Raw genomic sequence first — 14164 nt, 5'->3', positions numbered from 1 at the left:
TTCAGCAACTAAAACGCCCAAGTATTTTTATGTGCTTGGTTTGAGTTGAATTGTCGCTGGGTAGGGCTGCACCTTACCCCCTTTTTGTGCCAGTTGCGTAAGTCCTGATCCTGTTCATGTGCCAATACCTGCTCTACTAACCAGTTGAGCATTTCGGTTTCATCAGATGCAGTGGCTTCACGAAATCCTAAAAAGGAGCGGATTTGAGAACGATGATATTTAATGCTACGTCCTTGCCAATCGTAGGCATAATATTCTTCCCAAGGAATGGATAGTTGTTTTGCTAGGTAAACAATAACAGGTTTAGGAACGTCGCTTTTTTCAGTAGGAAATCTACCTTCTAGTTGAAAGAATTTTAGCAAAATAGCAAAACCCAATCGGTTCGCGCCAATTTTGTTTTCTAAGAGTGCTTCTTCATCGGGAAGTAGTGTCCAATGCTCAATTAATTCCTCTACTTCCCAATGTCGCTTCATTCAAACTTCCTCAAATGTACTCTTCAGACATTATCATGAAGTCACAGAAAAAGTTCCGGTTTTGTATAGAGTCGGAATAATACTCCTACGTTCTGCTCCAATTACTTCATTTTTTCTCAGTCTTTTATCTTAAAAGTGGTCACTGTGCCAACTCCAAAAGAAAATTCGGTACTTTTCTTACAGCGTTCATACCAATAAAATCGTCATCTTTTTAAACTAAACTGTTTAGTTTGCCCTTGGCCGCAGCTTCCGTAACACTACCCCTTATTGCATTGCCTGAAAAGCGAACCCAAGACCCAAGTAATTCCAGTAATTTTTATGACTGCTAAAGTACAAAATTCAGACTTAGAACAATTTAGCAGCTTAGGAGTTGCAGGGGTAATTAGCAAACCATTTGACCCCTTAACACTGGTAGAACAAATAACAGAGATTCTGCACTAGAGTTTAGACTAATGGGGAGCATCCCGTTTTGGGGTGAAAGTAGCGAGTCTGACACGAGCCGCCACGCAACGGCTGTAAGTTATGCTAGGAAAGACTTACAAAAATAAAATTGCTCTTTTTGCCAAAAAACGGAGAAAAAGCTTGTTTTGGCTGTATTAATTGAAGTTAAAAGTTAGGAAAACTACCTAAAAACATGTGACTTGAATCATTAAATGAGCCAACTTGTGAACCATAAAATAAGCCACAAGTAACGCCAGATTAAGCTTTATAGCTACAAACTTTGCATTAAATAATGAGCTAGAGTTTATTTTTTGCACAATAATATAAGCCTAAGTTTAAAAAACACTTGTGGGCAAAATTTCAAATAAGCAACCCTCCAATAACAGCACAATTATCAACTTTTATTTCAAGATATGGTTCACAACGCTCTAATTATGATTCAGAACCATTGTTTTTATAGGAATTGAGTCTACCTATGATAATTCTGGTGGGCGATCGCTATCCTCGCTCTTTCATTAAATAAAAATGATAATCAAACTTGGAGGTGTTGTGCGAGCGTAGCTCGCACAACACCTCCAACCCCCTATGTGATTATCATTATTAAAATAAACTCGTTATCACATAGTGAACCATAAAATGAAACACTACTTTGCGAAGCATATCTTGAGATAAAAGCTCATTTAATGGTTCAAGTCACAAAACAACACTTCTCCGCGAAGCTTTCGCCATCCCTGTTTCTCCAAAAGCATCTGAGTTAAATCGGCCTAAATATAGCGAATCTGTCATTAGGGGCAAGATCAGCAACCTCGCAATAGAGATGCACCGCAAAGCCTGTCTCAAACCTTTATAAGTCAAATGTTTAAGTAACTAATAAAATAAAATTTCTTAATTTTTTCTTACATTAATTTCTTTTAGATTCCCCTTTCTTCCATGTTGGCTTTGATAGCTGCCTCAAGGTCTTGCAATGCTGCTTCTATATTGCGGTAACTTGCCTTGCCTTCATAGACAGTGCCACCAAAATCATAGGCTCTAACAAAGGAGTTTATGTGTTCGCTCTCTCCGATTTCAATCCAGCCATATTCTTCTACAAAGCGCGAAATATAAGGATATTTTTCTTCAAAGGTGTTGGATTTTGGCATTTGCACTTTTCTGCACTTTTTTGAAATTATCGCATCTCGCCAAATTCATTGATATATTCCACCAACTCTTTGGTATCCCCCCTGAAGAAATTCGCCCCAAATTCCCCATCAGGATAAACAATTCTCGCGCCCTGCTAACAGCCACATTCAGTAAATTAGGTCGCCGATTGATAAACCAGAGACTATCAGTTGCAGTTTAACAGAGATGCTTAACAAAGATGCCTTGCAACAAAAACGCTCTCCCCCGTAGTGCGGTTTTCCCCCTGATGTGGTTGTAATTGGGGTTAATTAACTGTTAAGAGTAAAGTGCAATCAAAAAGCTTGTCTAGTCTTCTTAAAAAATTGACGAGTGAAATTTTATGCCAAGAAATAGTTATTCATCTCCTGTTAATCAATTACTTGACTATGAGCCTGGAACTGAAAAATTATCCCCAGCAGAATGGCCTGACTATCAGCAACTAGGTATTACTGCTGCTGATATTCCTGAGTTGATCCGCATGGCAACGGATGAGGATTTGTACAATATGCAGGATGATGAAAATGATTTGTTTGGTGAAGACAGTTTATTAGAATACGCTCCTATTCATGCAATTCGGGCATTAGGACAACTCCGCGCAGAATCAGCAATTGAGCCATTGATTAGCTTATTCTCCAAAATGGATGATGCTTTTGATAATGAAGTCTTGTTCTGCTTGATTGAGGAATTGCCGGATGTTTTAAGTCTGATTGGTTTAAGAGCAATTCCAGCACTCACAAATTTTCTGGCTGATGACTCTCATGACGAAACTTGGCGAGTTCAAGCTATCGTTACTATCAAAAGAATTGCCTGCGTATATCCAGAGCATCATGCGAATTGTGTTGCTGCTCTGTCTCAACAGCTTTCTGCTTTTGAAGAAAATAGCCCAGAGTTAAATGGTCATATCATTTCTGTGCTAATTGACCTCAAAGCAATAGATTCTTTACCTCTGATTGAGCAAGCTTTTGAAGCGGGGCGTGTCGATGATGAGGTGGTAGGAGATTTTGATGATGTGCAGGTCTATTTTGGCTTAAAGTCTAGAAAAGACTTAGCGTCTAAATCCCTAACCCCAACAGGCAATCAGCAAGCAACACCGAAAATTGTTACTCCCCAACAGAGCGTTAATGATCATGAAAGCTTGAATAAAGCACAACAAAAGAGAGAAGCTCGAAGACAGCGAAATTTGAAAAATTCCTCAAAATAAGTGATGCAGCCTGTAAGAAAAACAAAAATAAACATTGTTTCTTGGCTTCTTACCGTTATCTTAAGTTGTAACGGTGCAGGTAAAGCAACTCACTTATGAGCCGAATCATCGCAGTATTTAATCAGGCGGGAGGTGTTGCCAAAACCACCCTTACCCAAAACCTGGGCTACCACTTAGCGCAATTGGGTCATAGAGTCCTGCTCATCGATATAGACCCCCAAGCCAGCTTAACCATTTTCATGGGCTTAGTTCCAAGGGATTTAGGGCAAACTGTCTATCATGCCATTGTGGATGAACTACCCCTACCAATCCATGAAGGCATTCATGGCATGGATTTAGCCCCTGCTAACATTTCTTTGAGTACGGCAGAAATGCAATTGGTTAGGGAGGCCATGCGCGATTTCCGTCTCAAAGAAGCTGTTGACTCAGTTGAACACGAGTACGATTTCATCTTAATAGATTGCCCTCCCAGCTTAGGCTTATTAAGTTATCTCGCACTTGTAGCTGCCACTCATGTTCTCGTCCCTCTGGAAACCCATTTCAAAGCCTTTGAGGGTACAGGCGAACTTTTAAAAACGGTGGACACAGTTCGCAAAAAAGCTAACCGCAAACTGCAAATCGCTGGGTTTGTGCCTACAAAATACGATGTTCGCAACTCCCAGGACACCCGCACTCTAGCAGCCATCACCGAACAATTAGCCCCAGCCGGGACAGTATTCCCCCCAATTCCTCGCTCTACTGCTTTTGTTGATGCCTCAGAGGAGCGAATGCCCCTAGCAGTTTACGATCACAAACACCCATCTATCCAAATATTGAAAAAAATAGCCGCTAGTTTAGAAGCATTGAAATGAGACGCACTAAAGCCAACCAACCCCTCAAAAGCAAAATTGATGTACCTTGGGACACCACAGGCGTATCGAGTGCGCCTCAGTCAATGCCCTTAGACCAGATTGTTCTGCCAGCCACGCAACCACGCCGTTACTTTGACCCAGTTGCATTAAAGCAGTTAAGCGAATCCATTAAACAGCATGGCATCCTGCAACCGCTTTTAGTCCGCCCCGTTGATGGTGGCAAACACGAAGTAGTTGCGGGAGAACGTCGCTATCGTGCAGCAACCGAGCTTGCTTTAAAAGAAATACCCGTTGTCATCAAGGAATTAGACGACAATGCAGCTTTTCAACTGGCACTGATAGAAAACTTACTGCGGGAAGACTTGAATCCAGTTGAAGAAACCGAAGGCATACTGCAACTGTTGGCTCTCAAACTGGGTCGAAGCGTTGAAGACATCGCGCCCTTACTGCGCCGCTTGCAACATGAACGTAAGGAAGCATCCAATTCTTCCAATAACGTTATTGGAAAAGATGAAACCGATGAAGAACAAGGGTCAAGTCCAGAAAATCCTGACCTCAAAATTGTTGAGGATGTTTTTGAAAGCTTAGGCTTAATGACCTGGGAATCATTTGCTAACAACCGTCTGCCACTGCTCAACCTGCCAGTAGATATTCTCTCTGCACTCAGGGATGGTTCAATTGAGTACACTAAAGCCAAAGCCATCGCGCAGATTGCCCAGTTGAATGAGCGTGTTGAGTTTTTAGAACAAGCTATTGCCGAAAACTGGTCTTTAAGCGAAATTAGGCAACGGATTAGTGAGAAGAAAGCCGCAGCCTCTACCTCTAACACAGAGCCGAATAATTACAAAGAGCGTTTTACTACTGCAACTACCAAACTAAGAAAATCGCGCATTTGGTCAGACCCTAAGAAGCACAAGCAAATTGAAAAACTGCTGGCGCAACTGGAGGCACTGACAAGTGTTGAGTAATCTTCACTCTTTTAATCAGGTGATTTTTCCGATATAATGCGCGATCGCTCAATTGGGTTGTCACCATAAACAACAGCTTTATGTTTTACTTAATTAAGTAACTGAGTTAAGTAATTGAGTTCCTTAAATAATCATTAATTTAGCCGATACAGGATGCTACGGCAGACAACTGAATATAGCGTCTTTTACTCCTGGCACTTATACTCAACTAAGTTAAGTAATTAAGTTACGTAAGATGCCAGTTATCTCGTTTTGTAACCAAAAAGGAGGGTGCGGCAAGACTACAGCTGCCGTGCATTTTGCTTTTTGGCTGCATAGAAAACGTAAAAAAGTCCATTTCATTGATGCTGATGCTCAAGCGAGTGGCTCTTTTTGGATGTCTGCCCTTGGTAATGTCATCCCGACATCCAAAATTATTGATGCAAATGACTTGATTGAACAACTGCCAGTTTTGGCAGAAAACTATGCGTTTGTAGTTGTAGATGGAGCGCCCAATGTTACTGAATCAACACGCGCAATTTTATGTTTATCAAATGTTTCAGTAACTCCAATTCAACCAACAGGATTAGACTTACATTCTGCAAGTGAGGCAATTCGTTTAATTAAATCAGCCCAGAAAATATCTGGGGGTTTACCTCAGCCTGCCATCTTTCTTTCTCGTGCTGCTAAAAATACTCGACTAAAAGATGAAGCTTTAACATTTTTAAAAGAAATCCCTGGCGTAAATTTGCTAAAAACTGTAATTCATAATCGACAGGCTATAGCTGATTCTTTTTCTCAAGATACAACTGTTTGGTCAATGAAAGGAGCTAAAGAAGCTGCTGAGGAGTTCGATTCTTTGTGTCAAGAAATCTGGAGTTTACTTAAATGAGTAATACACGAAAACCGTTAAACGAGAAACTTGATAAATTTATATTTGGTAGGGAAGAGACGAATGGTAAATTTACTGATAATTCTGAAACTGCTAAACAGTTAGAGCAGGATTTAGAGAAAGAATCTAATAATTTATTAGACAAGTTAATTAAGGATTCACCTCGGAAGGAGAAACCTATTCGAGTTAGTTTAGATTTGTCTCCAGATATGCACAAGAAGCTAACTAACCTTGCTAACCGGACTGGTAGAAAGAAATCAGAAATTCTAAGAATCCTTCTAGAGCAAGCTTTTGAGGATATTAATATTGAGTAATTAAGTAACGTAGTTACTTAAATGAGTTACTTAACTTAAATAAATTGCGCTTTCAGTTTCAGTATAATTTTCATGGAACCATTACCAGATAATTGGACAGATATTCAACCTGATACTGTATATGTTTCAATCAGTGGTCTGCTAGTTTCGTTTGCTAGTGAACAAATAAAACTAGGATTAAAATATGATTTCAAAGGGAAACATTTAAAAGCCATTGAGAAAGGGCAAGTACCCCCTCGCGGTAATGTTGGGTTGGTGGCTTCCCAAGAATCAGGTTACGATTTGAAATCTAAAGTCTTAGGTAAAGGTGGCGACCGCCGATTTCATGCAAAATTCATTGATGGTATATTACACTTCCCTGGTTTGGTAACAGAACATTAAACCCACATAACTATGACAAGACTCGAATTAAAAAATCATCAAGTCTGGCGAGATTTAACTGAAATATTAGAAAATTTAGATGCCAACATTCTTGTTCAAGAACATCTTACCCAATGTGATTATAAAGTGTACGGTTACTGGGATGAACAAGATGAATATTATGAAACAATTAAGTTACCTCGTCCCCTAGAAGCGGAATTAGTTACCAGTTCTATTGGTGTTACTCACACTGAACGTTTTTTACAACTAAAGTTTTCACTTAGAGCTTTTGGTACTAATGCCACACAAGCGCAGAATGATCATACTCAAAAGATTGGCGAATTAGTTCTTGTTTATGATGAAAATCTAGAATTTATTGATGAGAATTGGCTTTTAGATGTCGATTCTCCAATGCTTGATATAAGTTGAACTGCTAATTGTGCAACAGCTTGTTGCACTAATGACTTAATCAGCCAATCAAGCAAGAAGTAAGAAACACTAGCTAGATTGAATTAATAATTGGCTCAATCCCAGCATTTCCAGTAGCCAATGTTGCCCACCTTTCTTACGAGGTTGGGGCTTAAATAGAACTTCTAACCATTTTTGAGAAATAGTATAATTGCCAGTGTATTGTGTAGAAACTTTGTAGCTTTTTTATCAGCACTTAGATGTAAAACATTTTGCAAGTAAGCAATATTCTAGTTTTTAACCGCGATTACATCCGATAGAGTAGTCAATAAATCTCTGGCCACGTAGGGCTTATACAGAAATTTATCTGCACCAGCCTCAATGGACTTCTGCTCGTTAGTGGGTAAGCCACTGCTGGCAATAATCTTGACGTTAGGGTTCATAGTTCGCAGGGTTCGGATGGTTGTTAATCCGGCCATGTTAGGCATGAGCATATCTAGTAATACGACACTAATTTGTTGCTCATATTGGGCATAGAGAGCAATAGCCTCAATGCCATCGTTAGCTATAAAGGTTTTGTAATTATAATCTGCCAAGGTTTGCTGTGTGATTTGTTGTATAAATGCTTCATCATCTACCAATAAAATTAACTCGCCCTTACCTCTTGGCAACTTTGCCTCTGTTGTAATTTCGATTGCTGTTCCTTCTGTTTTAGGTAAAAATATCTGAAATTTTGTGCCTTTACCTACGCTAGTTGCTACTTCTATAAAACCGCCGAGGTTCTTAACAATACCTGAAACAGTCGATAATCCTAGTCCAGTCCCTTTACCGACCTCTTTAGTGGTAAAAAATGGCTCAAATATGCGCTCCTCAATTTCTGGAGGAATACCTGTTCCTGTATCTTTCATGGTGACAACGATATAGCTTCCTACTTGAGCCTCAAGGTGCATTCGGGCATAAGTTTCATCAATCATGCGATTTTCGGCAGTAATAGTCAGAGTACCACCATTGGGCATAGCATCACGGGCATTGACTGCCAAGTTCATGAACACCTGTTCTAGTTGGGTGGGATCAGCTTGCACCATCCACAAAGTGTTTGTCGGAATATTGGCAACAATTTCAATTGATTGAAGAAATGTCTGGTTGATGACTTTGACTATTTCTTTAAGCAAATGTCCAGGTTGCAGGAGGATGCGTTTTCCTTCTGTCCCACGGGCAAAGGTGAGAATTTGTTTAACTAAGTCAGCTCCACGCTTTGAGCAGTTTTCTAAAGTTTTGAACAGTTCTTGAGTCTGTGCATCCACATTTTTGCATTTGAAAGGTAATAGTTGTGAAGTCATCATTATGGGAGCAAAGACATTGTTCAGATCGTGAGCAATACCACTGGCGAGAGTTCCTATACTCTCCAGGCGTTGAGCGCGATAAAATTGTTGCTCTATTTGCTTTTTCTCGGTAATGTCAGTGGAAATACCACAAATAGCGTAGGGTTGACCATCACTGTGGCACAAGGGAAACTTGACACTCAAGTAAGTATGTAAGCCGTCATCCAATTCAAGGATTTCCTCAGACTGTAAAGGTGTAACAGAAGTGAGAACATTTTGATCATTTCTGCTCAAGTCTTGAGCAATGTCAGCAGAGAAGATTTCATAGTCAGTTTTATGTTTGACTTGCTCTCGCGTCAGGTGGGTAAGTCTTTCAAATTCAGAATTTACTAGAATATGCCGCCCCTGAAGATCCTTGACATAGATAACAGTTGGGGAATTATCTATAATCGCCTGTAGTCGTTGCTCGCTTTCCCGCCGACCTTCTTCGGACTGTTTACATTCACGCAGTGCGGCTTGGCGATCACTTACATCTCGCAATATTGAAAGATGGCGATGCGGTATATAGTTGGCAACTGCTGCAAATTCCGTTTCTCGCACTGTGCCATCGGGACGATGTAATCTAAACTCCCCAGACATTTGCCCTTGTTCACAGAACTGTTGCCAAGCTTGGGTGAAATCAAATCCTCTTTCGGCAAAATCTGCAATTGTATAACCATTAAGTTCTTCTTTGGATAAACCAAACAGGTTACAGGCTGCCGGATTAACTTTTACATATCGTCCTTCGTCATCTGCAATGGCGATCGCATCAAGAGCATGATCAAAAAGGGCTTGCCACTCATATTCACGCTGCTGGAGCTTGGCTTCTATTTGTTTGCGCTCCTCAATTTCTTGTTGCAGACCTGCATTTGCTACTACCAACTGGGCTGTCCGCTCTGCCACCCGCAACTCTAATTCTTGTTGAGATTGGCGTAGCGATTTCTCGGCTTGGCGGCGTTGTTTTACTTCCTGTTCTAACTGCTGGTTGAATTGACACAGTTGAACGGTTTGTTCTGAGATTTTTGCTTGTAATGCTTGGATCACGCTGACTATTTCTAGCGGATCAAGCACTTGCAAGAGATTGGTTTGTGTTACCAGTCCTTGCAGTTGACCTTGTTCACCAACTACAACTAACCGTCGTACTCCTCGCTCTTGCATTAACTGGTGAACTACCCATAAAGATTCAGTGGAATTGATACTTAATACAGGGGTACTCATTACGGCTTGCGCCTGAGTTTGAGTTGTATCTAGTCCCTGTAATTGGACTTTTAAAATATCTTTCTCCGAGATCATCCCCACCGGGATTAGTCCTGTCTCCTGTGGAGAAACAATTACCACACAACTGATCCGGCGCTCGCTCATCATTTGCGATAATTGCAAGATAGATGTAGTTGGCAGTGCATGAGTAACATCAGTTACCATCACCTCTTTTACATATCTCAGTTTCAGCAGATGAGCAGGTTGGATTATCTGACGAATTTTCTCACGCGTAATTAAGCCTAGCAATTGCCCTTGCTCATCTACTACAGGTAGATGGCGAATGTGATGTTGACGCATCAAAGTTAAAGGTGTCAGGGCATTTTGAGCGTCATCAAGTGTCAAGCTAATGACTGGCTGCGTCATCACTTCAGAGATTAATACCCTAGATAAATCAACCTCTGCCCCAGCCAGCCTAACTATATCCCTGAGTGTGAATATACCCAATAATTTTTTTTCTTCAACTACTAAAACACAACTACTAAAATTAGACGCAGATTCTACTGTATTGCTGCTTACCGGATTCATGAGGGCAATTACATCAGTAAGTGGCGTATTTGGTAATACAGTTAAAGGCGAACATTCAATTACCTGCTCTAAACTTGGTAAATCCGTAGTATGAAGTGATGGCATTATTTCCGCATTTAAACTAAATAAACAAAATATTCTTCAAAAACTAGGGTGCTAAAAAACCCCTTTTATTTAATTTTTCAATTAAATAAAAGAAGTTTTTCTTGAAATCAAAGCTTTGATGTTAATTTTGTCCAAGGTACTGAGATGATATTCAACAATATCTCTAACTTTAGCTTGATGAACACAATGGATTAGAAAGATTATACAACTATTTCTAAAACGAATGGCTTGCTGACTTTGAAATACCTATATTTAGCCATTGCTCATCAAATATTCAGTAGAACTCTTGCATTATTGCAAATTCAGGAATTTAATTCTCTTTCTACGCCAAATATTGGGGAAATTAATAAATTATATAAATCTACGCTTTTTTCTTAATGAGACTATGAACAAAAAATAGTTAGTCAAGCTAAATACTATAAATTTGGCATCAAATAAAGCCAAAAAGCTGAGAAAATCTGCTCAGACAGTCCGACCAGCGACAGGTGTAATTTCTTCGCTTACAGAGGTGTTGTTATACTACTATCTTTGACAGGTTACTAATTATCAGAACTTAATATTAGCTATGGGTTTATACCGCACTGCAAAATTAGCTTCACTGATAATTACCTCTATCTTGTTAGTCTGGATGTTATCTCCCACAACCATCGTACCCCCGACCGCTCCTGTCGAGGCGATCACGATTTATGTCACAGACTACGGTTGGCATTCCAGGCTGGTGTTACCCAGTCGTAACGGTATATTAATTCAGTACGCTTATGGTGATTGGAATTATTTTGCCCTCAACCAGCAGGATTTGATTAATGGGTTGGCGGCACTTTTTTTACCAACTCAAGGTACTCTCGGACGGCGAACATTTAGTAACACAGCTCAGTTTGAGCAAATCATGGAACGGGAAAATGCCAGTATATTAAGTTTAAAAGTAGGACAAGCTCATGTAACACGGTTACTGAAATTATTAGATAAACGTTTTAACCGCCATCTGGAAACGCGCATCGAAAATTCACAAACTGGTTTAACTTTCGTTCAAGATAACCAAGACTATACCTTGTTACATAACAGCAATCATGAATTAGCTGCATGGCTACAAGATTTGGACTGCCAAATTCATGGCTTGATTATCTGGGCAAATTTTCGGGTGAAGACCAAACCTAAAACCCAATCACCGAAACCGCCTTTCGCTTCTGCTCTGGTGTCACCTCCAGATATCGCTGCAACGTCCCCAGGTCGCTGTGACCAGAGATTTCTTGAATAGTTCTCAAAGGTATCCCCGCGCTCGACATCTGCGTGAGAGCAGTTCGCCTAAACGAGTGGGTACTAACTCCTTCTACCCCAATCCGCTTGCAGGCATCACGTAAAATCTTGTCTGCCATGAATCGGGTCAGCCGTTCAGTTACGCCGCGCTTGCCGGGAAACATTACCGCACCTTTGGGCTGATAATCAGCCAATATTGCTGATAGCGTTGGTGGAATATCTACAATCCGTGTTTTGTACTTGCCTTTGGTGGTAGACTTGCGAAAAGTGATGGTTCCTGATTTGATATCAGTCAGGTTAAGGGCCAACGCTTCCGAGACACGACAACCAGTAAACAGGCAGATGCCGAACAAAGCGCGATCGCGGGGGCTAAGAAATCCCTCGGTAAATAATCGCCTTAGTTCGTCTTGGCTTAATATCTTGCCTTGTCCGTTGCCGTCTACCTTCATTTTTGCACCTTGGGGGCATTACACCAAATACTGATAACGTGTAATTGATGACCGAAAGTATTGTAACTCCGTTGGCGACGCGATGGTGATCGCACCTCATCAATTCCAACTTATCAATCCCAACCGCTACAACCCGCATTATGACGTTGGCTGATAAAACCTGCTTATGATTGCTGCACGTTAACCATCATCAGGTATGATCCGCTCTAGGCTTGGTAGTCAATCTATTCCCCTACCAATGCCAATGCGTGATTGATCACGCGGTCAGATAAATACATCCCACACTGGCGCAATTGTTCTAAAACTGGACGTGCAGCAGGAATTACCCCTCGTTGTTTAGCAGTAATAACGATGCCTAATGTCCCCCGTACCGGAATTCCCAAAGTGGCAGCACAACGACGGGCCGCTAAATCATCTAGAATTACTTCTGTACCTGGATTTACATAGCCCCAGGTTAGTACGGCTGACTCACCTAGACCCAAATCCCAGCTTTGAATAACGTTTGGGACAGGTGGTGTTTCTTGTACAACCAACCAATCAGTATTGTTGAGCGCCACTGCTGTTACGTCTGCTGACCCATACGCCTGAATTTCTGTGGCCACAGCATTAGGAACAATAATTGATGAACTAATGACCTGTAATAAATCGAGAAACCCGCCTTTAGTCAAAAAAATTAGTGGTGATGTGTTGATAGCAGGCAGTTCAGCCACGGTTCAACTCGCTCTGCAAATCATCAAAATCAACAGCGAAGACATCCACTTGTTCACGGGCTAGGACGGCTAGAAAGTCTCGGCGGTTTAGCCCAGCAACAGAGGCGGCTTTCTCCATCGAGATTTCCTGCTTCTGATACCAGTAGATAGCAGCAGCGAGGCGCATATCACGCACAAACTCTTCTGGACTCAGGCGACGGGCGCTAAATACTTCTTCTGGCAGGTTAATCGTGACATTAGACATGATTTCTGTCCTAAATTGCTGCATTAATAATATCAACCATTTCTTTTTAAAAGCGATCGCTACCCCGGTGCGCTTGTTGTGCTACCTGCAACCACCAAGTAGATAAAACCCGCTAGTTGTCTTGCTTTAGGCGAGAGTAACTTACTGCGGTAAGTTGCTTTAGTTTACTAATAATCTACAAGTATATTAAAGCAGACAACTTATTTAAATAATTATCTGACTGTGCCTTAATTTATTTTATGCTGTAAATTACTTAATTGATAATAGCTCTTAGCGGCTTGCCTTATACCATCTAGGTGAGATACTAACTAAAATTTAGATATTTAGAGTCATACACTTTAAATAAAAAGTAACTTACTTTAATTTTCTTAACTTAATGCAGTAAGCTGCCAAAGCGCATTAGTAAATTACTATTAACACACTAGTATATTACTTTCATTTATTTTAAATTTAACGTAACTGACTTTAAATTACCAATACAGAACAAGCAGTATATGGCTACTAAAGATTGGTTAGACAATCACGCTAAAGTTACAGCATACCTTGATTTCAGCCTCTACGCTAGTTTAGAGAAGTGGATGAAAACACACAAAATAAAGAAAGCGTCTCAAGCTCTGACAATTATACTTGAGCATTATTTAGAGGGCAATATCCCGATTGAAGTGATGCCAGAGAACCTCGAACTTGAGGTAAAACAGCTTAAGGTAAAAGCCACCGAAATCGATGGTCTAGAAGCAACCGTAGCCGAGCAACAAAGGGAATTCAATGATGAGATAAACTCGCTTAGAACAGAAATCGATGGACTACGGCAGGCTCTAATAAACGCGGGGTTATCATCTCTCAGAGAGAGGGTAGAGGACATCCCTAGAGGCAAAATCAAATTCTCACATTCTGATCATGATGCTAAACAGGGGCTAACCAAGACTGACCTGTGTGAGCGGATAAACATCAACGGCAGTCAAATCAATCAATGGGCAACGATGCTCAATCTTGACCCTGATGAATACCTGTTTGAGTTGACTGGGTGGAAGAAGCCCCTTAATGCTCGGCGGTACTTCCCGGTGTTGGGGGACGAGCAAAAGCAAGCTGCGTTCTAATAGTAATTGTAACGACCTGCAATACTAATCGCTCAAACCTGCAATCAAGAGATTTTCAAACCAGGATTAACTGCAACTATAATTACGCTTCAGCCAGGATTAATTGCAACTGAA

Annotated in this window: 16 protein-coding genes; 10 read left to right on the top strand and 6 right to left on the bottom strand. The window is 40.7% G+C overall.

Translation table 11 applies throughout. The features are described from left to right. Positions 1-8 precede the first annotated feature (8 nt). A complete protein-coding gene (locus H6H03_RS37665) occupies positions 9-473 on the bottom strand; it encodes a DUF4158 domain-containing protein (RefSeq protein WP_242058192.1) in 465 nt (154 codons plus the stop codon). 267 nt (positions 474-740) lie between these two features. On the opposite strand from H6H03_RS37665, the gene H6H03_RS41670 reads away from it, so the two are divergent. Continuing rightward, the gene (locus H6H03_RS41670) at positions 741-914 is read left to right on the top strand and encodes a hypothetical protein (RefSeq protein WP_390842922.1); all 174 of its coding nucleotides are present in this window, start codon (positions 741-743) and stop codon (positions 912-914) included. Between the two features lie 911 nt (positions 915-1825). Here the strand turns inward: H6H03_RS41670 and H6H03_RS37660 are convergent. After that, positions 1826-2053: a hypothetical protein gene (locus tag H6H03_RS37660; RefSeq protein ID WP_190960100.1), complete on the bottom strand. Its 228-nt coding sequence runs from the start codon at positions 2051-2053 to the stop codon at positions 1826-1828. A 359-nt stretch (positions 2054-2412) separates the two neighbouring features. Between H6H03_RS37660 and H6H03_RS37655 the strand changes: the two genes are divergently transcribed. The 7 genes from H6H03_RS37655 to H6H03_RS37625 all read left to right on the top strand — a co-directional run bounded on the left by H6H03_RS37655 (position 2413) and on the right by H6H03_RS37625 (position 7066). Further along, positions 2413-3273, top strand: a complete 861-nt coding sequence (locus H6H03_RS37655) for a HEAT repeat domain-containing protein (RefSeq protein WP_190960099.1) — start codon at positions 2413-2415, stop codon at positions 3271-3273. A 95-nt stretch (positions 3274-3368) separates the two neighbouring features. Beyond that, complete coding sequence (locus tag H6H03_RS37650; RefSeq protein ID WP_190960098.1) at positions 3369-4124, top strand: ParA family protein; 756 nt, start codon at positions 3369-3371, stop codon at positions 4122-4124. Further along, positions 4121-5092, top strand: a complete 972-nt coding sequence (locus H6H03_RS37645; RefSeq protein WP_190960097.1) for a ParB/RepB/Spo0J family partition protein — start codon at positions 4121-4123, stop codon at positions 5090-5092. The genes H6H03_RS37650 and H6H03_RS37645 overlap by 4 nt, the downstream gene beginning before the upstream one ends. Before the next feature lie 235 nt (positions 5093-5327). Beyond that, positions 5328-5963 carry an AAA family ATPase gene (locus H6H03_RS37640; protein ID WP_190960096.1) on the top strand — a complete coding sequence of 212 codons (636 nt, stop codon included), beginning with the start codon at positions 5328-5330 and terminating at the stop codon, positions 5961-5963. After that, positions 5960-6277, top strand: a complete 318-nt coding sequence (locus H6H03_RS37635) for a ribbon-helix-helix protein, CopG family (RefSeq protein WP_190960095.1) — start codon at positions 5960-5962, stop codon at positions 6275-6277. Before H6H03_RS37640 ends, H6H03_RS37635 begins: the two co-directional genes overlap by 4 nt. Positions 6278-6349: 72 nt before the next feature. Further along, positions 6350-6658, top strand: a complete 309-nt coding sequence (locus H6H03_RS37630) for a hypothetical protein (protein WP_190960094.1) — start codon at positions 6350-6352, stop codon at positions 6656-6658. A 12-nt stretch (positions 6659-6670) separates the two neighbouring features. Beyond that, the gene (locus H6H03_RS37625) at positions 6671-7066 is read left to right on the top strand and encodes a hypothetical protein (protein ID WP_190960093.1); all 396 of its coding nucleotides are present in this window, start codon (positions 6671-6673) and stop codon (positions 7064-7066) included. Between the two features lie 269 nt (positions 7067-7335). On the opposite strand, the gene H6H03_RS37620 is transcribed toward H6H03_RS37625, so the two are convergent. Then, positions 7336-10296 carry a CBS domain-containing protein gene (locus H6H03_RS37620; protein ID WP_190960092.1) on the bottom strand — a complete coding sequence of 987 codons (2961 nt, stop codon included), beginning with the start codon at positions 10294-10296 and terminating at the stop codon, positions 7336-7338. 565 nt (positions 10297-10861) lie between these two features. Between H6H03_RS37620 and H6H03_RS37615 the strand changes: the two genes are divergently transcribed. After that, entirely contained in the window at positions 10862-11551 is a 690-nt protein-coding gene (locus H6H03_RS37615; RefSeq protein WP_242058191.1) for a DUF2459 domain-containing protein, read from the top strand. Here H6H03_RS37615 and H6H03_RS37610 read toward each other — a convergent pair. The 3 genes from H6H03_RS37610 to H6H03_RS37600 all read right to left on the bottom strand — a co-directional run bounded on the left by H6H03_RS37610 (position 11448) and on the right by H6H03_RS37600 (position 12953). Beyond that, positions 11448-11999 (bottom strand): tyrosine-type recombinase/integrase, encoded by a 552-nt coding sequence (locus H6H03_RS37610; RefSeq protein ID WP_190960091.1) that lies wholly within the window; start codon positions 11997-11999, stop codon positions 11448-11450. The genes H6H03_RS37615 and H6H03_RS37610 overlap by 104 nt on opposite strands. Positions 12000-12223: 224 nt before the next feature. After that, positions 12224-12709 carry a DUF3368 domain-containing protein gene (locus H6H03_RS37605; RefSeq protein WP_190960090.1) on the bottom strand — a complete coding sequence of 162 codons (486 nt, stop codon included), beginning with the start codon at positions 12707-12709 and terminating at the stop codon, positions 12224-12226. Continuing rightward, on the bottom strand, positions 12702-12953 hold the full coding sequence (locus H6H03_RS37600) for a UPF0175 family protein (RefSeq protein WP_104902469.1): 252 nt from the start codon (positions 12951-12953) through the stop codon (positions 12702-12704). The genes H6H03_RS37605 and H6H03_RS37600 overlap by 8 nt, the downstream gene beginning before the upstream one ends. A gap of 494 nt (positions 12954-13447) precedes the next feature. Here H6H03_RS37600 and H6H03_RS37595 point away from each other — a divergent pair, with 494 nt between their 5' ends. Next, positions 13448-14050: a hypothetical protein gene (locus tag H6H03_RS37595; RefSeq protein ID WP_190960089.1), complete on the top strand. Its 603-nt coding sequence runs from the start codon at positions 13448-13450 to the stop codon at positions 14048-14050. Positions 14051-14164 lie beyond the last annotated feature (114 nt).

This window comes from Nostoc paludosum FACHB-159 (assembly GCF_014698835.1).
In the GTDB taxonomy this organism is placed as follows: Bacteria; Cyanobacteriota; Cyanobacteriia; order Cyanobacteriales; family Nostocaceae; genus Nostoc; species Nostoc paludosum.
The sequence above is the reverse complement of the archived record's forward strand: the minus strand, read 5'-3'. Positions and strand labels throughout refer to the sequence as shown.